This is a genomic window from Veillonella sp. VA142 (assembly GCF_003992135.1).
Classification (GTDB): Bacteria; Bacillota; Negativicutes; order Veillonellales; family Veillonellaceae; genus F0422.
Map to the genome: position 1 here is coordinate 54,586 of NZ_RQVN01000003.1, position 25,141 is coordinate 79,726.

26 protein-coding genes, 1 tRNA gene and 1 pseudogene are annotated in these 25,141 nt (G+C 39.9%); 26 read left to right on the plus strand and 2 right to left on the minus strand.

What is annotated here, in order from left to right; translation table 11 throughout:
* Positions 1-55: 55 nt before the first annotated feature.
* Together xerA and EO117_RS02025 are read left to right on the plus strand one after the other, a co-directional pair.
* Entirely contained in the window at positions 56-1,033 is a 978-nt protein-coding gene (gene xerA, locus EO117_RS02020) for a site-specific tyrosine recombinase/integron integrase (protein WP_126938855.1), read from the plus strand.
* A gap of 101 nt (positions 1,034-1,134) precedes the next feature.
* The gene (locus tag EO117_RS02025; RefSeq protein WP_126938856.1) at positions 1,135-1,650 is read left to right on the plus strand and encodes a restriction endonuclease subunit S; all 516 of its coding nucleotides are present in this window, start codon (positions 1,135-1,137) and stop codon (positions 1,648-1,650) included.
* A 38-nt stretch (positions 1,651-1,688) separates the two neighbouring features.
* Here the strand turns inward: EO117_RS02025 and EO117_RS02030 are convergent.
* Positions 1,689-1,777, minus strand: a tRNA-Ser gene (locus tag EO117_RS02030).
* A 143-nt stretch (positions 1,778-1,920) separates the two neighbouring features.
* On the opposite strand from EO117_RS02030, the gene EO117_RS02035 reads away from it, so the two are divergent.
* The 6 genes from EO117_RS02035 (at position 1,921) to EO117_RS02060 (ending at position 6,794) form a co-directional block, all read left to right on the plus strand.
* Positions 1,921-3,129: an MFS transporter gene (locus EO117_RS02035; protein ID WP_126938857.1), complete on the plus strand. Its 1,209-nt coding sequence runs from the start codon at positions 1,921-1,923 to the stop codon at positions 3,127-3,129.
* A gap of 151 nt (positions 3,130-3,280) precedes the next feature.
* Positions 3,281-3,727, plus strand: a complete 447-nt coding sequence (locus EO117_RS02040) for a universal stress protein (RefSeq protein WP_009353425.1) — start codon at positions 3,281-3,283, stop codon at positions 3,725-3,727.
* Between the two features lie 52 nt (positions 3,728-3,779).
* The gene (locus tag EO117_RS02045; protein WP_164727464.1) at positions 3,780-5,207 is read left to right on the plus strand and encodes a DUF2157 domain-containing protein; all 1,428 of its coding nucleotides are present in this window, start codon (positions 3,780-3,782) and stop codon (positions 5,205-5,207) included.
* Positions 5,204-5,830, plus strand: coding sequence for a hypothetical protein (locus EO117_RS02050; protein ID WP_126938859.1), 627 nt, complete (start codon positions 5,204-5,206; stop codon positions 5,828-5,830). The genes EO117_RS02045 and EO117_RS02050 overlap by 4 nt, the downstream gene beginning before the upstream one ends.
* A gap of 36 nt (positions 5,831-5,866) precedes the next feature.
* Positions 5,867-6,163, plus strand: coding sequence for a helix-turn-helix transcriptional regulator (locus EO117_RS02055; RefSeq protein ID WP_126938860.1), 297 nt, complete (start codon positions 5,867-5,869; stop codon positions 6,161-6,163).
* 130 nt (positions 6,164-6,293) lie between these two features.
* Positions 6,294-6,794 (plus strand): folate family ECF transporter S component, encoded by a 501-nt coding sequence (locus EO117_RS02060; RefSeq protein WP_126938861.1) that lies wholly within the window; start codon positions 6,294-6,296, stop codon positions 6,792-6,794.
* Positions 6,795-7,003: 209 nt separating this feature from the next.
* Here the strand turns inward: EO117_RS02060 and EO117_RS02065 are convergent, their stop codons facing one another.
* On the minus strand, positions 7,004-7,984 hold the full coding sequence (locus tag EO117_RS02065) for an AEC family transporter (protein ID WP_126938862.1): 981 nt from the start codon (positions 7,982-7,984) through the stop codon (positions 7,004-7,006).
* A 146-nt stretch (positions 7,985-8,130) separates the two neighbouring features.
* Between EO117_RS02065 and modA the strand changes: the two genes are divergently transcribed.
* From modA to EO117_RS02150, 18 genes and pseudogenes are all read left to right on the plus strand, one after another.
* Positions 8,131-8,922, plus strand: a complete 792-nt coding sequence (gene modA / locus EO117_RS02070) for a molybdate ABC transporter substrate-binding protein (RefSeq protein ID WP_126938863.1) — start codon at positions 8,131-8,133, stop codon at positions 8,920-8,922.
* Positions 8,919-9,578 carry a molybdate ABC transporter permease subunit gene (modB, locus tag EO117_RS02075; RefSeq protein WP_126938864.1) on the plus strand — a complete coding sequence of 220 codons (660 nt, stop codon included), beginning with the start codon at positions 8,919-8,921 and terminating at the stop codon, positions 9,576-9,578. The genes modA and modB overlap by 4 nt, the downstream gene beginning before the upstream one ends.
* Positions 9,579-9,587: 9 nt before the next feature.
* Entirely contained in the window at positions 9,588-10,211 is a 624-nt protein-coding gene (locus EO117_RS02080) for an ATP-binding cassette domain-containing protein (protein ID WP_126938865.1), read from the plus strand.
* A 373-nt stretch (positions 10,212-10,584) separates the two neighbouring features.
* Positions 10,585-12,417 (plus strand): glutamine--fructose-6-phosphate transaminase (isomerizing), encoded by a 1,833-nt coding sequence (gene glmS / locus EO117_RS02085; RefSeq protein WP_126938866.1) that lies wholly within the window; start codon positions 10,585-10,587, stop codon positions 12,415-12,417.
* A gap of 8 nt (positions 12,418-12,425) precedes the next feature.
* The gene (gene trpS / locus EO117_RS02090) at positions 12,426-13,412 is read left to right on the plus strand and encodes a tryptophan--tRNA ligase (RefSeq protein WP_126938867.1); all 987 of its coding nucleotides are present in this window, start codon (positions 12,426-12,428) and stop codon (positions 13,410-13,412) included.
* Between the two features lie 118 nt (positions 13,413-13,530).
* Entirely contained in the window at positions 13,531-14,031 is a 501-nt protein-coding gene (locus EO117_RS02095) for a hypothetical protein (protein ID WP_126938868.1), read from the plus strand.
* Positions 14,032-14,122: 91 nt separating this feature from the next.
* A complete protein-coding gene (locus tag EO117_RS02100; RefSeq protein ID WP_126938869.1) occupies positions 14,123-14,416 on the plus strand; it encodes a hypothetical protein in 294 nt (97 codons plus the stop codon).
* A gap of 102 nt (positions 14,417-14,518) precedes the next feature.
* Positions 14,519-14,854, plus strand: coding sequence for a hypothetical protein (locus EO117_RS02105; protein ID WP_126938870.1), 336 nt, complete (start codon positions 14,519-14,521; stop codon positions 14,852-14,854).
* 212 nt (positions 14,855-15,066) lie between these two features.
* Entirely contained in the window at positions 15,067-15,888 is an 822-nt protein-coding gene (locus EO117_RS02110; protein WP_126938871.1) for an amino acid ABC transporter substrate-binding protein, read from the plus strand.
* 2 nt (positions 15,889-15,890) lie between these two features.
* Positions 15,891-16,550 (plus strand): amino acid ABC transporter permease, encoded by a 660-nt coding sequence (locus tag EO117_RS02115; protein WP_206168579.1) that lies wholly within the window; start codon positions 15,891-15,893, stop codon positions 16,548-16,550.
* Between the two features lie 9 nt (positions 16,551-16,559).
* Positions 16,560-17,327, plus strand: coding sequence for an amino acid ABC transporter ATP-binding protein (locus tag EO117_RS02120; RefSeq protein WP_126938872.1), 768 nt, complete (start codon positions 16,560-16,562; stop codon positions 17,325-17,327).
* 675 nt (positions 17,328-18,002) lie between these two features.
* Positions 18,003-18,728: pseudogene (gene rph / locus EO117_RS09370) on the plus strand (ribonuclease PH); the annotation flags it as partial.
* The gene (locus EO117_RS09375) at positions 18,720-19,340 is read left to right on the plus strand and encodes an XTP/dITP diphosphatase (RefSeq protein ID WP_240632563.1); all 621 of its coding nucleotides are present in this window, start codon (positions 18,720-18,722) and stop codon (positions 19,338-19,340) included. The pseudogene rph and the gene EO117_RS09375, both read left to right, overlap by 9 nt.
* 99 nt (positions 19,341-19,439) lie before the next feature.
* Positions 19,440-20,228: an adenosylmethionine decarboxylase gene (gene speD, locus EO117_RS02130; protein WP_126938874.1), complete on the plus strand. Its 789-nt coding sequence runs from the start codon at positions 19,440-19,442 to the stop codon at positions 20,226-20,228.
* A gap of 11 nt (positions 20,229-20,239) precedes the next feature.
* Entirely contained in the window at positions 20,240-21,427 is a 1,188-nt protein-coding gene (locus EO117_RS02135; protein WP_126938875.1) for an NADP-dependent malic enzyme, read from the plus strand.
* Between the two features lie 195 nt (positions 21,428-21,622).
* Positions 21,623-22,411, plus strand: coding sequence for a xanthine dehydrogenase family protein subunit M (locus tag EO117_RS02140; protein ID WP_126938876.1), 789 nt, complete (start codon positions 21,623-21,625; stop codon positions 22,409-22,411).
* Complete coding sequence (locus tag EO117_RS02145; RefSeq protein ID WP_126938877.1) at positions 22,402-22,857, plus strand: (2Fe-2S)-binding protein; 456 nt, start codon at positions 22,402-22,404, stop codon at positions 22,855-22,857. Before EO117_RS02140 ends, EO117_RS02145 begins: the two co-directional genes overlap by 10 nt.
* Positions 22,854-25,136 (plus strand): xanthine dehydrogenase family protein molybdopterin-binding subunit, encoded by a 2,283-nt coding sequence (locus EO117_RS02150; protein WP_126938878.1) that lies wholly within the window; start codon positions 22,854-22,856, stop codon positions 25,134-25,136. Before EO117_RS02145 ends, EO117_RS02150 begins: the two co-directional genes overlap by 4 nt.
* The last annotated feature ends 5 nt before the right edge of the window (positions 25,137-25,141 follow it).

The window sequence follows — 25,141 nt, forward strand, 5'->3', positions numbered from 1 at the left end:
AAATGCCTAATATTACCTGTATTCCTTTTCAAAAATACTTTAAGGAGGTTTTGTTATGAAAAAGAAATTGATTAATACTATCGAACAGGGAATGTTAGGCATTTTAAATAATGAACAACTTGCAAAATTACATGAAGTTTTGGAAGCTAGCTTTGCATTGCTCACAAAAGACAGCGGAGACACTCAGCAATCTAATGATGAACTTTTAAAATTATTTCTATCAGCAAAACAGGTAGAAGGCTGTTCAGAAAAAACGCTAAAATATTACAGAACTACTCTATCTAAGATGATTACGAAAATAAACAAATCTATGAGGCAAGTAGAAACTAATGACATTAGAAGCTATATTTCTAATTATGAAAATATAAGCAATGCCGGAAAAGTGACGCTTGATAATATCAGAAGAATCATATCAAGCTTTTTTGCTTGGCTTGAAGATGAGAATTATATTGTAAAAAGCCCTGCAAGAAGAATCCATAAGATTAGAACAGGTAAGACCGTTAAAGATGTGTATTCTGATGAAGAATTAGAACAAATGAGAGACAGTTGTACTAATTCGCGTGACCTTGCCATTATTGATATTCTTGCTTCCACCGGTATTCGTGTGGGAGAATTGGTTAATCTTAATATAGCTGATGTTGATTTTGAAAAACGCGAATGTGTAGTTTTGGGTAAAGGAAATAAACAGAGAAAGGTATATTTTGATGCCAGAACAAAAATACACTTGTATGAGTATGTTGCCAATAGACATGATAAAACTAATGCTCTGTTTGTATCTTTAAATAATCCACATAATAGACTATCAATACGAGGCATAGAAACTATTTTGCATAAAATTGGTTCTAATTTAAAGTCTACAAAAGTGCATCCCCACAAATTTAGACGGACATTAGCTACAAAAGCCATTGATAAAGGAATGCCTATAGAGCAGGTTCAAGTATTATTAGGCCACTCGCAAATTGACACAACACTTAGATATGCAATGGTAAACCAGAATAATGTAAAAGCTTCCCATCATAAGTATATAGGCTGATTCAAATCCAAATTTGATGCTAAAAAAAGAATTGCTACTCTCATAGCTGAAAGGAATTCATTGGTAGATAAGTATTTTAGATAAAATCCAAATTTGTCGAAATGTTTGGATTGTCTAACTTAGCTCCACTTTCCAGAATTGCTACTGTAGAAATGGGCCAGTCACCAAGTGGAAATAGCTATAATAATGACGGCAACGGAATGATATTCCATCAGGGTAAAATTGCTTTTGGAAATCTATATATAAATGATTCGGGAGTGTGGACAACAAACCCAATTAAAATTGCCGAGGTAAATGATGTATTAATGTCTGTTCGCGCCCCAGTTGGAGATACCAATATTACATTAAAACAATGTTGCATCGGCAGAGGACTCGCTAGTATAAGAGTAATAAATGGTAAAGCTACACCTACGTTCTTAATCTATTCAATTAGAAGTGTTGAAGGAGATATTTTAGGAAAAACAGGAGTTTCATTTGACTCTATTGGAAAAGATGGAATACTATCCTTACGTATTCCAGTTGCTAGTATAGAAGAACAGAATCAATTTACCGACTATGCATTATCCTGCGACAAATTGAAATTTGAAGGTGAAATATACATCGTAATGATTTTGTGAAATAAAAAAGCTGTCACCATATTGGTAACAGCGTATTGTGGCGGAGAGGGTGGGATTCGAACCCACGGCCCCTTGCGGAGTCACTGGTTTTCAAGACCAGCTCCTTAAACCACTCGGACACCTCTCCATATATAAAAACTAGATATAGTCTATCATTGAATGAAGGGGTTTGTCAATTAGAATATAGATGTGAAATTACTTTCTATATGTTATAATTTTATGCAGATTATATGTTTTACATAGTTTGTGGTATTCCATAGGAGGTATTACATGAAAAAAGGGTTTACTCTTACACAAACAGGTATACTGCTGACTTTGTGGTTAACTTTTTTGTTAAGTTTTGTCATGCGCTTATCATGGTCATCGTTGATGCCAATCGTAAATGAAGCGTTGCATTTTACAGCACAGCAAGGAACGTCCTATTTGACGGCATTTTACTTTGGTTATGCATTGACCGTATTGCCAGGTGGGTTGTTAGCGGATCGTTTTGGCTATCGTAAATCTATCTTAGGTAGCTTGGTGGCTATGGCTATTGTAACGGGTTTTATGAGTACTGTACAAAGTTATGAATATGGCTTAGGATTGCGCTTTTTATTAGGCATTGTATCAGGCCCTGTGCAATCTGCTTGTTTGAAAGCTATTGGAGAGCATTTCAGTGCAGAACAACGTGGTACAGCGGTAGGCATTTTCATGAGCTGTACATCTTTTGGTATTACCGTGGTCAATGGATATGCACCATTTGTGGCGGTCCATTATGGATGGCAAATGGCATTTTTGATTACCGCTTTATTGCCACTCATTGTGTTCTTCTTGGCTTTATTCACAGTGAAAGAAGTACAAGCTTTCAGAAAAGGCCAAACAGAAGAGACGCAAGAAACAGGGCAACAGTCCATGTCGTTGGCACAGAGTTTAAAATTTGTGGGAACAAATCGTAACATTTTACTGTTGGCAGTGATGGGATTCTTTGCAACAGGTACCACTTGGGGCGTTACTACATGGGCTAACTTGTATTTAGTGAAACAATTACATGTGACACCTATCTTTGCAGGAGCCATTATGAGTATCTATGGTATTGCAGCGGTGGTTGCGAAACCGACCATTGGATTCATTTCCGATAGAATTTCGTTGCCAAGAAATTATTTAGCTGCTATCGTTATGTTCTTGTTCTCTCCAGCCTTGCTAATCTTTGCGAACACAAGCAATCCGGATATGTTATACATTACAGCACCCCTATTAGGTATGGGTGCATTCATGTATAGCCCATTAACCAATGCTATCATCATCCAAGCGGCACCACCAGAACTAAGAGGAACCACAGCAGGATTCGTGAACTTGTTCAACCAAATAGGAGCCCTCACAGCACCTATTATATTGTCCACAGTATTAACAGCTACAGGCAATTACCAAACAGCCTTAATGGCATTGTCCATCTCCCCAATCATTGGAGCGATTTTATTGTCATTAATTCGACTAAAATAAAGAAATCATCGTGACGCAAGTTTCATTTGCGAAGATTGGAATTTTGTGAGACAATAAGAGTAAAGAAAAGGAATTTTCAAGTCTATGTCGAATTATTGTGATATAGACAAGTTACATAGTAGCACAGTAACAATTCGGAGGAGGTCTTACTATGGTGGAATATAAAAAAATAATTGTTCCTGCAGATGGATCAGAAAATGGTAAAAGAGCGTTAGAACATGCTTTGGCGATTGTAAAACGTAATGATGCGGAATTGATTTTAGTGCACGTAGCGAACATTGTATCCGCAATTTCAAACTTTGACCAAACTCCAATTAGTGGTGGTTATGTATCTGAACAAATTGCAGAAGATATGGAAGAAACTGGTAAAAAAATCTTAAGCGAAGTAGCAGAAGAGGTACCAGCAGATATGAAAGTAAAATGCGTCTTTGAAGTAGGGTCCCCTGGACCAGCTGTATTAGCGGTAGCTAAAAAATATGATGCAGATTTAATTGTTATGGGGAGCCGTGGATTAGGACCTTTGAAAGGTTTGTTTATGGGTAGTGTAAGTAGCTATGTAACTAGTCATTCCACATGTCCAGTATTAATTGTTAAATAATAGGATACAAGGCTTTGTTCTCTGAGCAAAGCCTTTTTCTATGGAGATATATATGAGTATAAAACATATACGTTGGTTACATGAAGAACTTGAACAGTGGCGCGAGGAAGGGCTAATTTCAGAGGAACAAAGTCGCCAGTTACAAGCCAAGTATGGATTTATTCCTAAAGCAGGGCCATCTTGGATGCGACTGATTACGGTATTAGGGGGCGCTGCGCTCATTTTATTAGGTATTATATTGCTCTTTGCTGGTTATTGGTATGGATTTTCTCCCAATGGACGCTTTGATTGGGCATTGGTCATTTTATTATTGGCAATCGCCATTGTAGGTGGGGGCGTATGGAAATCTAAGCCAGCTAGCATGATTGCGGAAGCAATTACCGTTATCTATATGGGGATATTAACGACCTCTACCTTATTAGTGGCAGATACCTATTATACAGGGGAGCACATGGGTCTATATGTGCTCATTATCCTATGTTGTTCTTTGCCTATCATTTATATCCTTGATTCCGCATTGGGTATGATATTGTACCTCATTGGTGTCTTGGGATGGAGCTTTTCTAATCATCCTTTAAATGCATGGGTAGGGCCAGCTGCCGTAGGTGGACTTTTACTGGTGGCAGTACCATATTATATTCGTCGTTTCGGTAATTACCAACAGGTGAAAGATCCTTTATTAGTATCTGTATCATGGGCGTTTGTAGGGGCCATTTTCGGAGAGGTATTTTTTACTCTATCCACCTATGAACCGCAAATGAATTTATTTTTTATCAGTGTGTTAGGTGCTGTTACCTATGGATTAGGTACATTAGAAAAGAAAATTACTCTCTTAGCCCTTCCTTGTAAGGGGATAGGTGCTATTGCTTTACTGTATACCATTGTGGAAGGTACCTACATTAGTACGTGGATTCGTATTGGTGAAAGTACCATGACATGGTGGCTATGGTTGTGCATGCTAGTAAGCTTAGGAGTAGCCTTCCTCGTATTGCGTCGCTTACTGCTGGCAAAACGAGTGGAAAGTGCTATTGGGATGATTCCTTTTGTTATATTTGGATGTTATATCGTCACTGTATCTGGGGCAACTTCTATTTTGACGTCCATTCTATTTAATGCTTATATTTTTGTGGCTGCTTTAGGAACTTTCATTCGTGGCACCTTGGTGAAAAAAGTGAGCTTTTTAAATAGTAGTATCTTGACTCTGATTGCCATGTTTGGGGCGCGCTTTTTTGACCCTAGCTTTACCTTCGTAGAACGGGGCGTGTCCTTTTTAGTGTTAGGAATCATTGTATTGGTCGTCAATGCGTTATATTTATGGCGTAAAAGAAAACAACGTGCCAAGGTGAATCAACGTGTTCGTCAGGCCCGTCAAAACACAGTAGAAATGATGGAAGTAGAACCTGCAATGGAGGAATATGCATTGTCGGAGGAAACAAAAGTAGTAGAATCTGAGAAAACGGTAAAGGAGGAAGAACGATGAAATATCAAAAGTGGATTTTCTTTGCTCTTGCTGCTATCGTGGGACTACTAAGTCAAGTCTATATTCAACAACGATATACCACCTTACTACAAGGGGGAACAGAATATCAATGGCCTGTGAAAGTAAGTCGTCATATTGGCTGGGTGCCTTCAGATTATTTAGAAGTGGAATTTTTAGGATCCTATGCCAATTGGGAAGGTACACAGGCTCCAGAAGTAGGACAGGAAGTATATATTGTTGTCACACCAAAACAGACGGGCATCTTACAAGTTGTATCTGCCACAGATGAGGCTCCTAAGGAGCAAGAGTATATTCGAGCCAACGTAAAACGATTTGACCATGGAGTGGTGGAGTTTTCTATTCCTTTCAATCGAGTCAAAATAGACTTGAGTAAGGTGGATAGTAAATTTTATACCAATTATAAAGGTACTTTAATTGGAACCTTAAAATTACGTGATGGTTATGGTGTAGTTACAGGAGTCTACGCCAAAGGAGTGCCATTGGAATTAGCTACACCAGAGAGTGTAGTGGATCAAGAAAAAGATTCGCGCATACTTTTAGAAAAAATTGGAGATACAGAACAAGAAAAAGATGATATAATAGTAATATCAAACTCTCATTAGAGGGAATAAAGGATACAGTGAGATAGCGAGGTTAAGATGGAAATAAATCAACAAGAGTTGGAAACACAATTGTTAGCTGAACTATTTAAGGTCCTAGGTGATCCAACGCGGTTGCGTATTGTTAGGCATCTGCTTCAGAAAGAGATGTGTGTAACTGAAATCGCAGATGCTATGGATATGGGGCAATCAGCTATATCGCATCAATTGCGTGTGTTGCGTCAGGCAAGATTAGTTACATTTAGAAAAGAAGGAAAAGTAGTTTGGTATCGATTAAATGATGACCATGTAGTAGTTTTGATTAGTCAAGGCTTAGAACATGTATCGCATCAATAAAGACTAAACATATGGGGCTGTGATAGAATGCGGTTTTACTGCATTCTAGTGCAGCTTTTTAAATATAAAAAACACCGTGAAAATTAGATTTACTTGACATCGTCAAGAATAAAACAGAGTGAGGTATTTCATGAACACTGATATGATTGTAAAGATAGGTATATTTGTAGCATTGACGGTTTTACTATCTTATATATTTGCTATTCATACGACATTTATACATATTACGTTTGGGTTTTTATCTACCGCTATATTTGGTATTTTGTATGGGCCTATGGCAGCGGGGATCATGGCTGCTATTGCCTGTTTTATAGGTATGTCTCTATTTGGACAAGGGGTGTTTTTCCCCGGCTTTATCATATCTGAATTTCTAGTAGGTTATACATATGGGTATTTTTTACATGGCCGTGATGTAACAGTAAAAAATTTACTGTTACCAGAATTGATTGTTACTGTATGTATACATCTAATATTGAATACAATGTGGTTGACAATATTTTATAACAAAGCAGTATCTGCTATATTTGTTGGACGTCTTATTAAAAACATCATTTTCTTTCCTATAGAAATTGCATTAATCTTAATTGTGTATAAGGTAATCAGTAAGTTTATGGTACAAAAAAAGTTATAATTATCTGTATATAAAAATGGACCATACCCAATGTAATATAGCAGACAACATCTTGTCAGTAGGTGATGCAAATAGAGATAATACATCGATATACGGAATAACTACAACACGGTTTCTATACGTATCCCCTGGTTTCTTGCATATGTAGGCATAGATATAGGGGATGAGGACTTATGTTGTTGCGTGAAAGATGTTGCAAGTGCATGTATTTACAATGGGAACACATGATAGGCTAATAAAATGGCCAGTGGCATGGTGAAAGAGGAAAGGACTGTGGTAGCTAGCACGATTTGCGTAGCTAGTTCTGGATGATTATTCATTTCTACAGCCATTAAAGCTGTATTTACTGCCGAAGGTACAGCGTAAGCAATGATGATACTTTGAGCTGCAATAGCACTCAATGGTGTGTAATACATGGTAATGAGTAATACGACGGCTAGCGCTAATACAGGTCCTCCAATTAATCGTAAAGCAGATGTCATGAGTACATCTTTCTTTAAGAAGTTCCATGGTGTACGATTTAGCTGCACCCCTAGGGTAAGCATGGCAGCCCCTACGAAACAGCGACCAAAAATATCTAGTGGTCCCCAAATGATCGTTTGCGTTACATCGATGGGACTATAATAATGGGCTAGAATCGACAAGGGTACGCAATACATAATGGGGATATGCAATACTGTACGGATGGAGTCTCTTGTAGTTAGTTTTCCTTTACCAGCTTGATAAAACCCAAGAGAATTACAAAAAATAGTTTGGATAATGAATGTGGCAATGATGGCTATGACTCCATCATGTAAATAAGGGGTAGTACCGTTTATTACATAAGGATCATTAGCAAAGACAAAGGTACCCAATGCGACACCTAGATTACCAATGTTAGAGAACATAGTCGCATTGCGGACAATTTCTGTTTTTCCAAGACTGTAGCCTTGCCATTTGGCTACAAGACCAGCTAAGAGGCTATTGGTAAATAAAATAATCAGAGCACAACCGAAAATGACAAAACTTTCATGGGTCAGGTCAGTGACATAAAAGGATTTCAAAATATAGGCAGGTAAAAATAAATAAAAGTTTAATTTGCTCAAGGTTCGTAAATCAAGGTGAAACCAACGATCTAATAGGACGCCCATGAGGGTAAGTAATAAAATAGGGATGATACTGGTGAGAATGATGTGAAAAAATAAATCCATAGGTATAACCTCCTTAGGTTGTATTGTTATCATCCTTATTGTACCATATGTAACTAAAATCATTTGGTATAACAATGCTTTTTTTAGTATAATGAGAATATATAGTAAACCTCTAATTGTATAGTATTTGAAAGGGGGAGATTATTATGAGGCGTCACTGGTTAATGGGGGTAGTGATGGTAGGCATGTTGGCATTGGCTGGATGCGGTGGACAACAAAGTGCGAATACATCTATAGCGCCATCCACAAATGAAACCATCACTGTGTCAGCAGCAGCTAGTATGCAAGGGGCGTTAGAAGAGTTAAAAGCAGACTATGTGAAACAACATAACCTAAAACCTGAGCAAGTGAATATCGTCTATGCAGGTTCTGGCACTTTGCGTCAACAAATTGAAGAAGGGGCACCATCCAGTATCTTTATTTCTGCGAACAAAAAAAATATGGATCAATTGAATGAAAAAGGGTTAATGGATAAGATTCGACCATTCGTAGCGAATACATTGGTGATGATTGTACCAAAAGGTAAAGAGGCGGTCACATTGGACAATATTACCAATGCAAAACGCGTAGCTATCGGTACAATAGAAACAGTGCCAGCTGGTAAATATGCGAAAGATTCCTTAACAAAAGCGAATTTGTGGGATGCGGTAGAACCTAATGTTGTTTTTGCCAAAGACGTAAAAGCAGTGGGGGCATATATTGCTGAAGGTGCTGCTGATGTAGGCTTCGTATATAAAACAGATGCCTTAGCATTGAAAGATAAAGTGGATATTTCTGCTATAGTGGATGCCAAATTACATGGGCCAATTGAATATCCAATCGGTATTGTGAAAAAGAACCAAAATAAATTGACAGAAGATTTCTATGCGTTCTTAACAAGTAAAGAAGCGAGCGAAGTATTGGCTAAATGGGGCTTCGCTGAACCGGTTCGACAATGATGACCTTACAGTTATCTATTGAAGTAGCGTTCCTAGCGCTCCTCATTAATGTGGTGGTAGGCCTTAGTCTTACCTATGTGATGAAACGATATTCTTTTCCAGGAAAATCTTTGATTGATTCCTTTTTTACACTGCCCTTAGTCTTACCACCGGTTGTATTAGGCTTTATGTTGCTCATCATATTTTCGCCAGGCAATGCGTTTGGGGCTTGGCTAGAATCTCATGGTATCCGAGTAGTATTCTCTAAGTTAGGGGCTATTATTGCATCCGCCGTGGTCAGCTTTCCCCTCTTCTATCAGTCCGTACGAACAGCGCTGGCCGCTATCGATCGCGATATGGAAGACGTAGCTCGCACCTTGGGGGCCTCCGAGTTTCGAGTGTTCTGGACAATTTCCTTGCCTTTAGCATGGAAAGGGATCCTTAGCGGATCCATCCTGTGTTTTGCTCGTGGCTTAGGTGAATTTGGGGCCACTATTTTGATTGCTGGAAATATTCCGGGGGTCACAAGGACGATGCCTCTAGCTATTTATTCTCTTGTAGAATTCGGCGATTATAGTGGTGCATTTGAGCTTGTGATTTATATTTGTGTATTAACATTGGGGCTTGTGTGGGCTATTCAAGTCCTAACAAAAGGTTCCCTCTTCTCAAATCGGTAAGGAGGTACTATGATTTCCTTTGATATCGTCATAGAACGAGGTTCTTTTATTGTGAAAGCCCAAGGTACATTACAAGAAGGTATTACTACCTTGATGGGGCCTTCTGGTAGTGGAAAAACTACATTTTTGAAAGCTTTATGTGGATTGCTGACACCAAAAGAAGGTAGGATTATAGCGAATGATACGATATGGTTCGAAAAGGGAAGGAGCACACCTACCCAAGAACGACACATTGGCTATATGCCACAAGGCAATATTGTATTTCCCCATATGACTGTCGAGGAGAATATTCGGTATAGTAAACAAGGTTCTCCAGAGCTATTCGATCATATTGTGGAGCGATTACGATTGACACCACATCTTAAGAAAAAAGCTAAAGGCTTGTCTGGTGGGGAGCAACAACGAGTGGCTTTAGGACGAGCGTTGTACTCTAAGCCAGTGCTACTGATCTTAGATGAACCGCTCACCGCCTTAGATGTGAACCTACGCGCCCAGTTGCAACAAGACTTAGTCTCTATTATTTCGGAATGGGCGATCCCTTGCTTGTGGGTCACTCACAGTGAAGAAGAAGCTGCTGCCGTAGGGAATCATCATTTGCTATGTGAAGGTGGCATCATCTCAGGAAAAATATAATGGTATGAGAGGAATGTTGAGACATTGTCATCAGCATTCCTCTTTGTGTATGGGTCAATTCGTTTATTTCTTTACAGTTATTACTCATATGAAGTATAATACTACTGATTATTGCTATTTTTAATACACGAAGGCATAGTCAACAGAACTGTCGAAACATAGGCAAAGGAGGAACTAAATTCGTAAATGCGAATAGCGCATGCACTGGAAAGAGACAGCTTTTACAGTGGACGAGGTGGAGGAGTATCGAATGTCAGCGGATGCCTCTCGGCGAGCTTCCGTCGTAGAAGTAGAGCAAAACACGTAGGTGACTAGGTGCACAAAGACTACTTTCAGAAGCCATATAGAAGAATTAATCAAGGAGGTACATACCATGTGTGGTATCGTAGGATATATTGGGTTTGAAAATGCAGCAGATTTTATGCTGGAAGGTTTGGAAAAATTGGAATACCGCGGATATGATTCTGCAGGGATTGCCGTAGTGGGCGAAAATCATGTGATTAAAGTACAAAAGAAAATGGGCCGTTTGGCGAATTTGGAAGCTGTGGTAAAAGCAGATCCTAATCCAGGTCATATTGGTATCGGTCATACTCGTTGGGCCACCCATGGTCGTCCAAGTGATATGAATGCCCATCCACATACAAGTGAAGATGGTAAATTTGCCGTAGTTCATAACGGTATTATTGAAAACTTTATGCCCTTAAAAGAAGAGTTATTGGCGAAAGGATATCACTTTAAATCTGAAACAGATACAGAAGTGGTAGCTCATTTATTGCGCGATATGTATGACGGCAACTTTGAAAGTACTGTTCGCCGCATGTTAGAACGCATCGAAGGATCTTACTCTTTAGTAATGGTTTGCGCCGATGAGCCAAATAAAATTATTGCTACGAAAAAAGATAATCCATTGGTAGTGGGCTTAGGAAAAGGTGAAAACTTTATCGCTTCCGATATCCCAGCTATTATTCAACGCACACGTGAAACATACATCATCAATGACAACGAAGTTGTGATTGTCACACCAGATAGCGTATCCATTACAGACCGTGCAGGCCAACCAGTACAAAAAGATATCTACCATGTGACATGGAATGCAGAAGCGGCAGAAAAAGGTGGCTACGAACATTTCATGTTAAAAGAAATTTACGAACAACCAAAAGCGATTCGTGATACGTTAAGCGGTCGTATTAATAAAGATGCTACAGAAGTTATCTATGATGAATTGAACTGGACACCAGATACAGTGAAAGGTATCAAGCGTATCTTAATCACTGCTTGTGGTACAGCGTACCATGCCGGGTTAGTAGCGAAATACTACATTGAGCAATTAGCCCGTATTCCAGTAGAAGTAGACATCGCGTCCGAATACCGTTACCGTACACCATTAACAGATGGAGATACTTTATGCATCGTCATCAGCCAATCTGGTGAAACTAGTGATACTTTATCTGCCTTAAAAGAAGCAAAACGCTTAGGGGCTAAATCTTTAGGGATCACAAACGTAGTAGGTTCTGCTGTATCTCGTGAAGCAGATCAAGTCATCTACACTTGGGCAGGCCCTGAAATCGCTGTAGCTTCCACAAAGGCATACACGACACAATTAGTAGCCCTATTGTTATTAGCTGTGTACTTAGGCCAATTAAATGGTCGCATCGATGAAGCGGTAAAACATGAAATCTTGACAAACTTACAAGAGTTGCCAACATTGACGCATGAAATCTTTGAAAACGTAGATGAAATCAAAGCTTTTGCTAACCATTATGGTTATAAAGAAGATGCGTTCTTCTTAGGCCGTTTAATTGACTATGCAGTGGCCATGGAAGGATCTCTGAAATTGAAAGAAATTTCATACATCCATGCAGAGGCCTATGCAGGTGGTGAGTTGAAACATGGTACCTTAGCATTGATCGAGGAAGGTATTCCTGTCATTGCTTTGGCAACACAAGAATCTGTACGTGAAAAAATGATGAGCAATATCAAAGAAGTAAAAGCTCGTGATGCTATTGTCATCGGTGTGGGTATGAAAGGCGATGAAGAGTTGGCGAAATACGTAGACCATACGATCTTCGTGCCAAAAACTGATGCTTTCACAGTGCCTATCTTAGCCGTTGTACCATTGCAATTGTTGTCCTATTATGCAGCTATCACTCGCGGTGCTGATGTAGATAAACCAAGAAACTTGGCGAAATCTGTAACCGTAGAATAGGAGATACTATGTCTGTTATATTTTCCGGAATACAACCTAGCGGTGAGTTGACCATTGGTAATTACCTTGGAGCTCTTCGCAACTTCTTGACATTCCAAGATGACCATGATTGTTTTTACTGTATCGTTAATCAACATGCCATCACAGTGCCACAAGATCCAAAGGACTTAATCCACAATACGCGAAGTCTAGCGGCCTTATATTTGGCAGTAGGTTTAGACCCTAAAAAAGTGACTTTATTTGTACAATCCGAAGTACCTGCCCATGCGCAGTTGGGTTGGATTTTAACAACCTTGAGCTCTATCGGCGAGCTAGAGCGCATGACACAGTATAAAGATAAATCGGCGAAACAAGGGGAAACTATCCCAGCTGGCTTGTTGACATATCCACCATTGATGGCGGCAGATATTTTGTTATACCAAACAAACTATGTGCCTGTAGGGGATGACCAACGTCAACATATCGAGTTAACACGTGACTTGGCGCAACGTTTCAATTTCAAATATGGCGAAGTCTTCACTATGCCGGAAATTAAAACTACCGTAGGTGGTGCTCGTGTGATGTCCTTACAAGATCCAACAAAGAAAATGAGCAAGTCCGATGATAATAACTGGGCAACCATCCGTTTGTTGGACACACCAGATGTAGTGGTGAAAAAGATTAAAAAAGCTGCCACTGACTCTGAAGGGGTGGTGCGCTACGACAAAGAAAAACAGCCCGGTATTTCTAACTTGATGGGCATTTACAATGCTTTAACAGGAGATTCCTTTGAGACTATTGAAACTATGTATGCTGGCAAAAATTATGGAACTTTCAAAGGTGACATTGCAGACCTACTCGTAGGAGCATTGACACCAATCCATGAACGGTATGCAGAATTAATTGACAGCCCAGAACTAGATACGATTTTGACAGAAGGTGCTGAAAAAGCAGCCTCTGTGGCGAATGTAACATTAGCTCATGTAGAAGAAGCTATGGGCCTACGACGTAAATAATGATGAAGATGTAATGAGATGCGTATACAGTATTTCATTACATCTTTTTAATCATGCATACTAAGACATGGTACATAGGAACATTATAGAGGTTGGAGTGCTGTTTAGGAGAGGAACTATGAAACGTGAAGAAGTAGAAGAATTATTTCCTTGTGGCAGGATAGAAGAAGAACTACATAATTCCTCTGTTATGGTATGGGGGTTTCAACTAGTGTATGCAGCTATTGCCGCTTGGGGGCTGTATCGTGGAGTACTTCTATATCGAGAACTGGGTCATAGCTTCAATATGTGGATGCTTCTTCTTATGGTGGTATCTGTCTACGCATTATTGCGCATGTACCAGCAAGACGATGTGGAGATTTATATTGCTACAGAAGGGCTCATTCTAAAACGAACACCTATATTAGTAAAAGAACGAATTGAACGATTCTTTGCACCAGATGTATACCTGACCTTTGTTCATTATCAAGGCATCATGGGGTTCGGAGAGGACTGGAAAACTTTATATGTGCAAACAGAAACGGGCGGTATATATATCGTGCCCATTAGCTTACAGTTTCTGAGCCATCAAGATAAAATGAAAGTCTTAGCGGCACTGAATCGATATAAAAATACTTGAATAGGATTATAAAACATGTTACCCTTATGGCAAGAAGCAATATCTGTTTGTTATTCGGCAGGGTCTATTTTCATACAAGGGGGAAATCTATATGTTTGGTGCTTTTCTGCTTCATGCTGTCTATGCAGTCTTAATGTATGCCTTTAGTTATAGAATCATGGTGATTCCCCATGCTATTGTAGTAGCACTTATGGGAATTTTTATGATTTTTGATAAAGGACTTATCATCGCACCTATTCTTTCGTTTATCTATTCGTTCTTTGCTATTGGCATAGCACTTGACGATAATTTCGGTTGGGAAGATGGTACTGGAAATGAAATGATTTGGTGGTGGGTACTCTTATGTACTATGCTATCATTTGTTATTTTTGAGTATCTCAACTAGCCGTATCATATAGATATAATTTAAAGATCAGCTTAAGGTGTAATCTATAGATTCTAACTTTTTGTTCTGACATAGTTTCTTTATAATGATATTTCGAAACCGTTGCAACGGTTTTTAGATTATGTGGACGGTCATGCTGCATCGGATGAGTTACTACGAGAAATTGAAAGTGCCGTAGATGAAGCAAAACATTGTGAGACTTGGAGGGAGGAATATTCAATGCTATCAATGGATCATTATACATATTGGAAAGAAGGCGTAGCTGAAGGAAGAGCAGAGGGGTTAGTAGAAGGTGAAAATCTAGGTAAGGCTAAAGCGAAGACCGAAGTTGTCGTTCAAATGCTTAGAGAGAATATATCCATGCAGATGATTGCCAAGGTTACTAACTTAACGCTAAAAGAAATAAATGAAATAGGCAAAGCACAGGACTTGATATAAACATATAGGTAAAGAGAAAAACAGCGATATGGTGAGTATATAACTTACCATATCGCTGTTTTATACAGTTGGCTATTGGGGGATTGTCAGCATAAATTACCTTCAAAATAAATAATAAAATTTAGCATTTTATCTCTTTACAACTTTAATTAACTAAAGTATAATGTAATCATGAAATAGAGATTACATATCTGTAGAGAGGAGAAAATGCTATGAATTGGTTACAAAAATGTTCAAAAACAGTATTAGCAGCGGCTAGTGCGTTGGTGATTGTTGGATTAGTGGCAGGTTGTGGGGCGTCTACGAAGCAGGCGAACACAGAGGTGCCGAAAAAAATTGTCATCGGCTTAGATGATAACTTCCCTCCTATGGGATTTAAGGATGAAAAAGGAGAACTAGTAGGTTTTGATATTGATTTGGCAAAAGAAGTAGCAAAGCGTATTGGTTCTGAAGTGGAATTTAAATCCATCGACTGGGATAGTAAAGAAGCAGAACTAAAATCTAAACGCATTGACGTGTTGTGGAATGGTTTGACCATTACGAAGGAACGGGAACGCAATATTTTGTTCTCCAAACCATATCTTCGTGGAGACCAAATCATTGCAGTTAAAGCTGACTCTGGTATTACAGATAAAGCACAACTTGACGGTAAACGCGTAGGCGTGCAATCCGGTTCTACTGGGTTGGAAGCGGTGAAAAATGATCCACAATCTAAAAACTTTAAAGAAATCAAAGAATATGGCGATTATGTGAATGCTTTCATGGACCTTGAGTTAGGTCGCATCGACGCCATTGTAGTAGATGAAATGGTAGGTCGTTATTTAATCGGCAAAAAAGGTAATAATGTATTCACCGTAGCGAATGGTTCCTTTGCCACTGAAAAAGCAGGCGTAGGTATGCGCAAAGAAGATGAAGCGTTGAAAGCTAAAATTGACGCTGCCTTACAAGAAGTGATGAATGATGGTACGGCTGACAAATTGGCGCAAAAATGGTTTGGTAGTACATCTATCTTGACGAAAGAGGAGTATAAATAAATATGGACTTACTGGAGTATATGTTACAGATAGCACCGGCCATTGCTGGCGGATTCCAAGTGACCTTGTCCTTGTTCTTTATCGTTATCATTTTATCGGTGCCAGGAGGATTGCTCTTGGCGCTACTCCGATTGAGTACGAACCGAGTGGTGACGACCATCGTGGATGCTTACGTATACGTCATGCGTGGCACTCCGTTGATGTTACAAATTTTGCTCATCTATTACGGCCTGCCATTCATGATTGATGGCTTTGAGCTGACGGATATGACGGCGGCGGTGTTGTCTTTCGTGTTGAATTACATTGCCTATTTATGTGAAATTTTCCGCAGTGGCATTCAATCTATTCCGAAGGGGCAATATGAAGGGGCGAAGGTATTGGGCTTTACTTATGTACAGACCATGTACAAAATTATTTTGCCACAGGTGATCAAACGCGTGTTGCCACCATTGGCGAATGAAACGATTACATTACTGAAAGATACGTCTTTGGTGTACGTATTAGCTATGAATGATATCTTGCGAATCACTCGTAGCATCGTACAACGAGACTTTGATATTACCGCTTTCATCGTAGCCGGCGTATTCTATTTAGCTATGACATTTGTGTTGACGAAGTTATACCAATATTTAGAACGTCGTATGGCGATGTACGAAGATTAGGAGGAAACCATGGCTTTCATAGACATGTTACATATTGAAAAGAACTATGGCTCAGTGGCGGTCTTGCAAGATGTGTCACTATCCATGGAACGGGGCGAAGTGGTGTCCATCATCGGGCCCTCTGGATCGGGTAAATCCACCTTTCTTCGTTGCTTGGGACAACTAGAAACCATACAAAAAGGGACCATTATCGTCGATGGGGCAACCTTGGTGGACACTCCGGCGAATGTAGGTGAGGCAGTGTACGTAGGAAAAGAAGAACAGCAACAAATTTTGCTAAAAATGGGCATGGTGTTCCAATCTTTTAACCTATTCCCGCATATGACGGTCCTAGAAAATATCATGATCGCACCTCGCATGGTGAAAGGAATGAAAGACGGAGATATTTTACCTATGGCTCAGTCCTTGCTAGAAAAAGTTGGCCTTTGGGATAAACGAGATGTATACCCTAGCACCTTATCGGGTGGGCAAAAGCAAAGGGTGGCTATTGCTAGAGCACTAGCGATGAAACCAGAAATTATGCTCTTCGATGAACCAACGTCCGCCTTGGACCCAGAGTTTACCAGCGAAGTATTGCGGACCATCAAAGAACTAGCCGAAGAAGATATGACCATGATCATCGTCACCCACGAAATGGCATTCGCCAGAGAAGTAGCAGACAGAGTCATCTTCATGGCAGACGGCAAAATACAAGAAGAAGGAACCCCAGAACAGGTCTTTGGGAATCCACAAAACCCAAGGACACAAGCGTTCTTAAACTCTATGTTAAGAGTTTAAGGTTAAAACATTATAAACGTACCTAAACTTCATGCTACGAGTTTTGGCATCAAATAATGCAAAGCAAATGCGACATAACGAGGTACAAACCGTATTATATAGTTTGTACTAGGTATGTCGCATTTTTGTGCACAAATATTCTTGCCTTATACTTAGTTTCACTAGAATACAAGCAACTAAATGCGCAATGTCATTTTGTATAGTTTTAGCTAGAATCATACATATATACAGTAGGAGATAAAGGAACTATCAACAGGTTGGACATCCATCATATAGCTTGGTGACGGCAGAGGAATAGTAAAAGGGCCCTTCTCTTTTGAGGAACTCCCTCGCATACCGATGATCATACACAATCTTATAGACAGATTCAACATAGATGATTGCCTTTGACTGATACATAGATATCATGGTACGGCAATATGAGTAGGCGCTTTTGAAAAATTCACACTAACGCTAAGCAGAATGCGGTGTACTTCCGCAGAAACATTACGTAGTGCCGTTTCTGAGGGAGTACACTGCATTCTGCCATTTCGGAGATTCACATCAAAAACGCCTACTCATGAACGACTAAAAGAGCCATCAGTCAAAGGCGAACATAAATTGCCAATCCACCATGAGATTGTGTATAATAAGAGGTATATATAATCCGATGTTAGAGGGAAATGAGGAATGACGATGCGGATGGATGGTCGTGGTGTAAAAGATATACGCCCAGTGAAGATCACTAGGCATTACACTGCCTACGCAGAGGGATCTGTCTTAATTGAATGTGGTAATACAAAAGTGCTTTGTACGGCTAGTGTTGAGGATCGTGTTCCCCGCTTTTTGAAAGGCACTGGTACGGGCTGGGTGACAGCAGAATACTCTTTGTTGCCACGAGCTACACATACCCGTGTACCTAGAGAAGCAGCAAAAGGTAAACAGACAGGGCGCACGGTGGAAATCCAACGTTTGATTGGACGTGCTTTGCGAGCTGTTGTAGACTTAGAGGCCCTAGGGGAAGTATCCATTACAGTAGATTGTGATGTACTACAAGCTGATGGTGGTACTCGCACAGCTTCTATTACAGGTGCTTTTGTGGCCTTAGTGGATGCCATCTATTCCATCTATGATGGGTATGGCAAATTTCCAGTAACAGACTATTTAGCAGCTATTTCCATGGGTATCGGTGAAGAGGGTCCTATGCTAGATTTGTGTTATGAAGAAGATAGCGCAGCTGTTGTGGATATGAATGTGGTCTGTACCGGAAAGGGCCAATTAGTGGAAGTACAAGGTACAGGGGAACATGGGACTTTTACAAGAGATGAATTAAATAGCCTATTAGATTTAGGTGAAGCTGGTACTCAGCAGTTGATGCAAGCACAACGTGAAGCATTAGGCGAAATTGGACATATGGTGGGCCATGAAAATGCACCGAAAGCAGTAGTATTAGCCACACGGAATAAGGGAAAAATTCGTGAGTTCACCGCAGCGTTTGAAGAATTAGGATTTGAAGTACGTACCGTGGATGATGTTGTGGACGTGGAAGAACCCGAGGAAGTTGGTACTACTTTTATGGAAAATGCAGAATTGAAAGCTTTATATTATGCAGAGGCTTGTGGTCTTCCATGTGTAGCTGATGATTCTGGACTAGAAGTAGATGCCTTAGGCGGTGCACCAGGTGTATTATCTGCACGTTTTGCAGGAGAACATGGTAACGATGCAGCGAACAACGCGCGATTGGTGAAAGAGCTAGCGGATGTACCAGAAGAAGCGAGAACAGCACGCTATCAATGTGCTCTTGTATGGGCTATACCAAATGGGCAGTGTATCCGTGCTACCGGTACGTGTGAAGGGCTGATTCAGTTAACACCGATGGGAAAAGGTGGATTTGGTTATGATCCATACTTTTACATTCCAAAATTAAAAACGACCATGGCTAATATTTCTATGGAACAAAAGCAGACTATTAGCCATAGAGGCAAGGCGTTACGGACGCTAGTGGAGCAATTGCGACACACTATAATTAAGTAATTAATAAAAAAATGAAAATTTTATATCGAAAGTCTTGAATATATAAATGTAATTCGATATAATAAAAGTAGGTATTATAAGGAAGGCAGATATTAAGTTATGGATACATCTGTAAAATCAAATAAAATGAAGCTTTATGGGTTTAACAATTTAACGAAAACCTTGAGTTTTAATATTTATGATATTTGTTATACGCGTACAGAAGAAGAAAAACGCCAATATATTGAATACATTGATGAAGTTTATAATGCACAGCGTTTGACTGATATTTTAACAGAGGTTTCACATATTATCGGAGCTAATGTTCTCAATGTGGCAAAGCAAGACTATGATCCACAGGGAGCAAGTGTAACGATTCTGATCTCGGAAGAACCTGTTGACAAAGTAGAGAAAGATGATGTGGTGATGCATCTCGATAAATCTCACTTGACAGTTCATACTTACCCTGAAAGTCATCCAGATAACGGAGTAAGTACATTTCGTGCAGATATTGATGTATCCACGTGTGGTCAAATTTCTCCACTTAACGCATTGAACTATCTCATCGATAGCTTTGATTCAGATATCATTAGCTTAGATTACAGAGTGCGTGGTTTCACTCGCGATATTCATGGTAAAAAATTATTCATGGATCATCGCATGAACTCCATTCAAAATTACATTAACTCTAAAACTCGTAATCTCTACAATATGATTGATGTGAATGTGTATCAAGAAAATATTTTCCATACCAAAATGATGCTGAAAGAGTACGATATTAATAATTATTTGTTTGGTATTACCGAAGAAGATTTGACGCTGAAAGAGCGTAAGCAAATCAACCAACAACTCAAACAAGAGATGGCGGAAATATTCTACGGTAGAAACTTACCATCATTGAAAATCTAGGAGGTTTTCCCATGGACGTAAAACAAGAAGCAATTGAAAAACGCTTGGAACTAAAAGGTTTCTTGCAAACTGGAACAAAATATGAATTAAAAGATGCTCATGATTTAACAGTGGCATACACTCCAGGTGTAGCGGAACCGTGCCTTCACATCAAAGAAGATGAAGACAAATCCTTCGACTTAACATGTCGTTCTAATATGGTAGCTGTAGTATCTGACGGCACTCGTGTATTAGGTTTAGGCGATATCGGAGCTGCTGCTGCGATTCCAGTTATGGAAGGTAAATCCTTATTGTTCAAACGCTTTGGTAATGTAGATTGCATTCCTTTGGTGATTGATACAAAAGATCCAGACGTATTAATCAATACTGTGAAATTGGTACAAAAAAACTTCGCTGGCATTAACTTAGAAGATATTTCTTCTCCTAAATGCTACGAAATCGAAAATCGCTTGAAAAAAGAATTGGAAATCCCAGTATTCCATGATGACCAACACGGTACAGCTATCGCTTGCTTGGCAGGTGTAAAAGCAGCCCTTCGTTTCGTGAAAAAAGATTTGTCCAAAGTAAAAATCGTTGTAAATGGTGCTGGGGCAGCAGGTGCGAACATCGCTCGTATATTATACTTAGCAGGCGCTCGTGATATTACATTGATGGTAAGCTCTGGCGTATTGAATAAAGACTACAAACGTCTTGATTCTTTGCAAGCTGAATTGATCAAAACATTAGGCCAAGAAACAAAAACTGGCAACTTGGCAGAAATTGCAAAAGGCGCTGACGTATTGTTAGGTGTATCTGCAGCAGGTGCTTTCACAAAAGAAATTTTGGAAAGCTTAGCTGACGATGCTATCGTATTTGCTATGGCTAACCCTAACCCAGAAGTAATGTACGATGATGCGAAAGCAGCTGGTGTACGTGTCATGGGTACAGGCCGTAGTGATGCGCCGAACCAAATCAATAACGTGAACGTATTCCCTGGTATTTTCCGTGGCGCCATCGACGTACAAGCACGTGAAATCAATGATGAAATGAAATTGGCAGCGGCTGACGCATTAGCAGCTCTTGTCACTGATGAAGAATTAGCAGAAGACTATGTAGTAGCTAATGCCTTCGATAAACGCGTTCCATTGGCAGTGGCTAAAGCTGTAGCTGAAACAGCTATTAAAACAGGTGTAGCTCGTAAAACAGAAGTTCCATACTAAGATAAAGAACTTTTAATATATTATAGAGGTAGGTTGAAGTGTTGACTCAACCTACCTCTATTTTTAGGTTCTATAATACATGTGTATATGGATTCAGTATATAGAACCTGGATATGTGAGATAATCCATATGCCAAAATCTTCCTATACATGGTACAATAAGTATATAGGGATATTGGAGTCAGGAGGTATAAGTATGCTTATGTTTATGCAAGTGCAGCAGCCTAAAACAGTAGAAGAGGCGCATGCACTGATGGTGAAGCAAAAGATGGCACCTATCTTAGCAGGTGGTTGCTGGACACGGTTGGGAAATCGTAAATGGCCTATGGTAATTGACTTGTCTGAATTAGGGCTTCGTTATATTGAAGAAGAGAACACAGAATTTCGTATTGGTGCCATGGCTACACAACGGGATGTAGAGGTGTATGAACCATTTAAAACATTCTGTGGCGGGGTGCTCCCAAAAGCTGTGAAAGATATTTTAGGTGTTCAATTCCGAAGCATGGCTACCATGGGGGGATCAATAGCAGCCAAATTTGGCTTCTCTGATATTATTCCTGCCTTATTAGCATTACGAGCAGAGGTACGTTTGTTTGAGGCAGGCCGTATGCCAATAGAACAATACTTAACCTATGGAACTAGAGATTTATTACTTGAGATTATTGTGCCTAAACAAGAAACGCCAGTGGCGATTGAGGCATTGCGGAAATCGACTTCAGATTTCCCATATTTAACGGGATCTGCTCGATTAGATGATCAAGGCTACTCAGTATATATTGGTTGTCGACCAGGAAAACCTGCATTAGCAACAAAAGCTTGCCAGATAATCAATGAAAAAGGCTTAGATGCTTTGGATGAAGCGGTAAGTTTGATTCAAGAAAACCTATCCTTTCAAAGTAACTCACATGCAAGTGCAGAGTATCGCTTAGAGATGGCAAAAAACATGTTTAAACGATTGGTAAAAGAGGTGGCACAATGGAAATAATGTTACAAGTGAACGGAGTGAAACGAAAAGTTCTCATCGAAACAGATGAAATGTTATTGGAAACATTACGTAACTTAGGTTTTTATAGCGTACGTTGCGGTTGTGATACCACGAACTGCGGTTTATGTACAGTGTGGGTAGATGGCGATCCTATCTTATCTTGCGCGTACCCTACTTTTAGAGCGGTGAATCATGAGATTACTACCCTAGAAGGTGTCGCAGAAGAGGCAGCTCAATTAGCAGATTGCTTAGCAGAAGAAGGTGCTGACCAATGTGGTTACTGCACAACGGGCATGATGATGAGTGCGATTGCACTACGTCGTAAATACCCAAATGCTACGGACGAAGAAATTAAAGCTTACCTAAACAATAATTTATGCCGTTGTACAGGTTATGAATCACATATGCGGGGGATTCGTAAATTTTTAGGAGGCGAAACACTATGAAACACTTAGGACAGAGTTATAAGAAAATAGACTCCACAACGATTTTGAGTGGTAAAGCAGCCTATACAGAAGATTTTATTCCATCGAATGCCTTATGTATTAAGATTCTTCGTAGCCCTCATGCATTTGCTAAAATTGTAGACATTAATATTGAGGCAGCTTTGAAAGTACCAGGGGTGGAGGCTATTTATACTTATAAAGATGTGCCACAAACTAGATTTACTTTGGCTGGGCAAAGTTATCCAGAACCATCTGCATACGATATGTTGATTTTAGATCAAGTGGTTCGTTATGTAGGAGATGAAGTAGCGATAATCGTGGCTGTGGATGAACGGACAGCATTAAAAGCCATGCCTCTCATCAAAGTACAATATGAGGTGTATGAACCAGTTTTGGATATACACACAGCAATCGACCATCCAAGTATCATTCATGATGAAGAAGACTTCCACTATAATTTTCCAGTAGGGGGCGATCCGAAACGAAATATTGCTTGTTCCTATAGTCATGTGGTGGGGGATTTAGAAGCGGAGTTGGCAAAGTGTGATTATGTAGTAGAAGAGTCTTACTTTGACCAAGCTACTTTACAATCGGCGATGGAAACGTTTAGAACATTTGCTACCATTGACCAATTTAACCGTCTTGTCATCACGAGTTCCACACAAGTACCATTTCATATTCGTAGACATGTGGCACGTGCATTAGGGCTTTCAGCGGCTCAAATTCGTGTTATCAAACCTCGTATTGGCGGTGGTTTCGGATCTAAACAAACAGGCTGCACAGAAATGTTCCCAGCTTTTGTGACGTGGAAATTGAAAAAACCATCCTATATCATATACGATCGTCACGAAGCCAATAACTGTTCTACCAGTCGACATGCACGGGATTGGAAAATTCGTGTAGGGGCTACAAAAGACGGCATTATCCAAGTCATTGATATGGTAGCTGTATCTGATGCTGGCGCACATGGTAGCCATGCGTTGACGACTCTCACAGCAGGGGAACATAAATCCTTGCCATTATATAATAAAACGAAAGCGATTCGTTATGAGTCGAACGTTGTATACACGAACCATATGCCAGGTGGTGCATTCCGTGGCTATGGGGCTACAGAAGCCTTGTGGCCGTTGGAGTGTGCTATTACGAAATTAGCACATACCATGGGTGTGGACGAAATTGAGTTGCGATTGAAAAACTTAATTAGTGTAGGAGAAACAGCACAATCTTTCGACCCAGGAGAAGTGTTGGAATCGGGTTTATTAAGAGAAGCTATCCAAAAGGCGAAAGAAATGTCTAATTGGGATAATCGCCCTAAATCTTGGAAAATTGATGACCGTTATAGAGGCGGTTTGGGGGTAGCCCTTGCATTCCAAGGTTCTGGGATTGCTAACATAGATACTGCTTCCGTAGAAGTGCGTATGTTGGATGATGGTACTTATATGTTGTTTACAGGTTCTACAGATATGGGTCAGGGGTCCAATACGGTATTGGCTCAAATTGCCTGTGAAACCTTGGGCTGTCCGATGGATATGATGGTAGTCTATGAGGCAGATACGGATGTGGTACCATTCGACCCAGGCTCCTATGCATCGAGCGCGACTTATGTGACTGGGACAGCTACTAAATTAGCTTGTGACGAATTGAAAGAAAAAATCTTACAAGAGTTTGGTCGCATTTTAGACGTGGATCCTAGCACTCTTTCATTTGATGGGGAAAAAGCGTGGACTGCAGATGGTTCTAAAACAATGACGACTCAAGAATTGGCTCCGAAACTTGTGTTAGGATCGAAAGGTCACTACTTAAGCGGCATGGCTACTTGGGGTAGTGAAACATCGCCACCGCCTTTCATGGTGGGCATTGCAGAGGTGAAAGTAGACCTAGAAACAGGTAAGGTCATTCCTCAAGAATACTATGGCGTTGTCGATTGCGGTACCATTGTGAATCGAAACTTGGCACAAGTCCAAGCCGAAGGAGGCATTGTACAAGGAATTGGTATGGCATTGTATGAAGAAATTCGCTATTCTTCTCGTGGTGTATTAGAAACGAATAACTTTATGCATTACAAATTACCAACACGGTTAGATACTGGTAGAATCCATGTGGATTTTGTAGAATCCTATGAACCAACTGGTGCTTATGGTGTTAAATCGATTGGAGAAGTTGTTATTAATACATCTTGTCCAGCGATTCAAGGAGCAATTTTGAATGCTACAGGTGCTGAGGTGACAACATTACCAATGATTCCAGAACGTGTATATACAGCATTACAAAATAAATAAGTAAA

Excerpts from the sequence above, each read along its gene's own strand:
- xerA (WP_126938855.1), top strand. The coding sequence starts at position 56 with ATGAAAAAGAAATTGATTAATACTATCGAACAGGGAATGTTAGGCATT.
- EO117_RS02025 (WP_126938856.1), top strand. The coding sequence starts at position 1,135 with ATGTTTGGATTGTCTAACTTAGCTCCACTTTCCAGAATTGCTACTGTA.
- EO117_RS02035 (WP_126938857.1), top strand. The coding sequence starts at position 1,921 with ATGAAAAAAGGGTTTACTCTTACACAAACAGGTATACTGCTGACTTTG.
- EO117_RS02040 (WP_009353425.1), top strand. The coding sequence starts at position 3,281 with ATGGTGGAATATAAAAAAATAATTGTTCCTGCAGATGGATCAGAAAAT.
- EO117_RS02045 (WP_164727464.1), top strand. The coding sequence starts at position 3,780 with ATGAGTATAAAACATATACGTTGGTTACATGAAGAACTTGAACAGTGG.
- EO117_RS02050 (WP_126938859.1), top strand. The coding sequence starts at position 5,204 with ATGAAATATCAAAAGTGGATTTTCTTTGCTCTTGCTGCTATCGTGGGA.
- EO117_RS02055 (WP_126938860.1), top strand. The coding sequence starts at position 5,867 with ATGGAAATAAATCAACAAGAGTTGGAAACACAATTGTTAGCTGAACTA.
- EO117_RS02060 (WP_126938861.1), top strand. The coding sequence starts at position 6,294 with ATGAACACTGATATGATTGTAAAGATAGGTATATTTGTAGCATTGACG.
- EO117_RS02065 (WP_126938862.1), bottom strand. The coding sequence starts at position 7,984 with ATGGATTTATTTTTTCACATCATTCTCACCAGTATCATCCCTATTTTA.
- modA (WP_126938863.1), top strand. The coding sequence starts at position 8,131 with ATGAGGCGTCACTGGTTAATGGGGGTAGTGATGGTAGGCATGTTGGCA.
- modB (WP_126938864.1), top strand. The coding sequence starts at position 8,919 with ATGATGACCTTACAGTTATCTATTGAAGTAGCGTTCCTAGCGCTCCTC.
- EO117_RS02080 (WP_126938865.1), top strand. The coding sequence starts at position 9,588 with ATGATTTCCTTTGATATCGTCATAGAACGAGGTTCTTTTATTGTGAAA.
- glmS (WP_126938866.1), top strand. The coding sequence starts at position 10,585 with ATGTGTGGTATCGTAGGATATATTGGGTTTGAAAATGCAGCAGATTTT.
- trpS (WP_126938867.1), top strand. The coding sequence starts at position 12,426 with ATGTCTGTTATATTTTCCGGAATACAACCTAGCGGTGAGTTGACCATT.
- EO117_RS02095 (WP_126938868.1), top strand. The coding sequence starts at position 13,531 with ATGAAACGTGAAGAAGTAGAAGAATTATTTCCTTGTGGCAGGATAGAA.
- EO117_RS02100 (WP_126938869.1), top strand. The coding sequence starts at position 14,123 with ATGTTTGGTGCTTTTCTGCTTCATGCTGTCTATGCAGTCTTAATGTAT.
- EO117_RS02110 (WP_126938871.1), top strand. The coding sequence starts at position 15,067 with ATGAATTGGTTACAAAAATGTTCAAAAACAGTATTAGCAGCGGCTAGT.
- EO117_RS02115 (WP_206168579.1), top strand. The coding sequence starts at position 15,891 with ATGGACTTACTGGAGTATATGTTACAGATAGCACCGGCCATTGCTGGC.
- EO117_RS02120 (WP_126938872.1), top strand. The coding sequence starts at position 16,560 with ATGGCTTTCATAGACATGTTACATATTGAAAAGAACTATGGCTCAGTG.
- EO117_RS09375 (WP_240632563.1), top strand. The coding sequence starts at position 18,720 with ATGGTGGGCCATGAAAATGCACCGAAAGCAGTAGTATTAGCCACACGG.
- speD (WP_126938874.1), top strand. The coding sequence starts at position 19,440 with ATGGATACATCTGTAAAATCAAATAAAATGAAGCTTTATGGGTTTAAC.
- EO117_RS02135 (WP_126938875.1), top strand. The coding sequence starts at position 20,240 with ATGGACGTAAAACAAGAAGCAATTGAAAAACGCTTGGAACTAAAAGGT.
- EO117_RS02140 (WP_126938876.1), top strand. The coding sequence starts at position 21,623 with ATGCTTATGTTTATGCAAGTGCAGCAGCCTAAAACAGTAGAAGAGGCG.
- EO117_RS02145 (WP_126938877.1), top strand. The coding sequence starts at position 22,402 with ATGGAAATAATGTTACAAGTGAACGGAGTGAAACGAAAAGTTCTCATC.
- EO117_RS02150 (WP_126938878.1), top strand. The coding sequence starts at position 22,854 with ATGAAACACTTAGGACAGAGTTATAAGAAAATAGACTCCACAACGATT.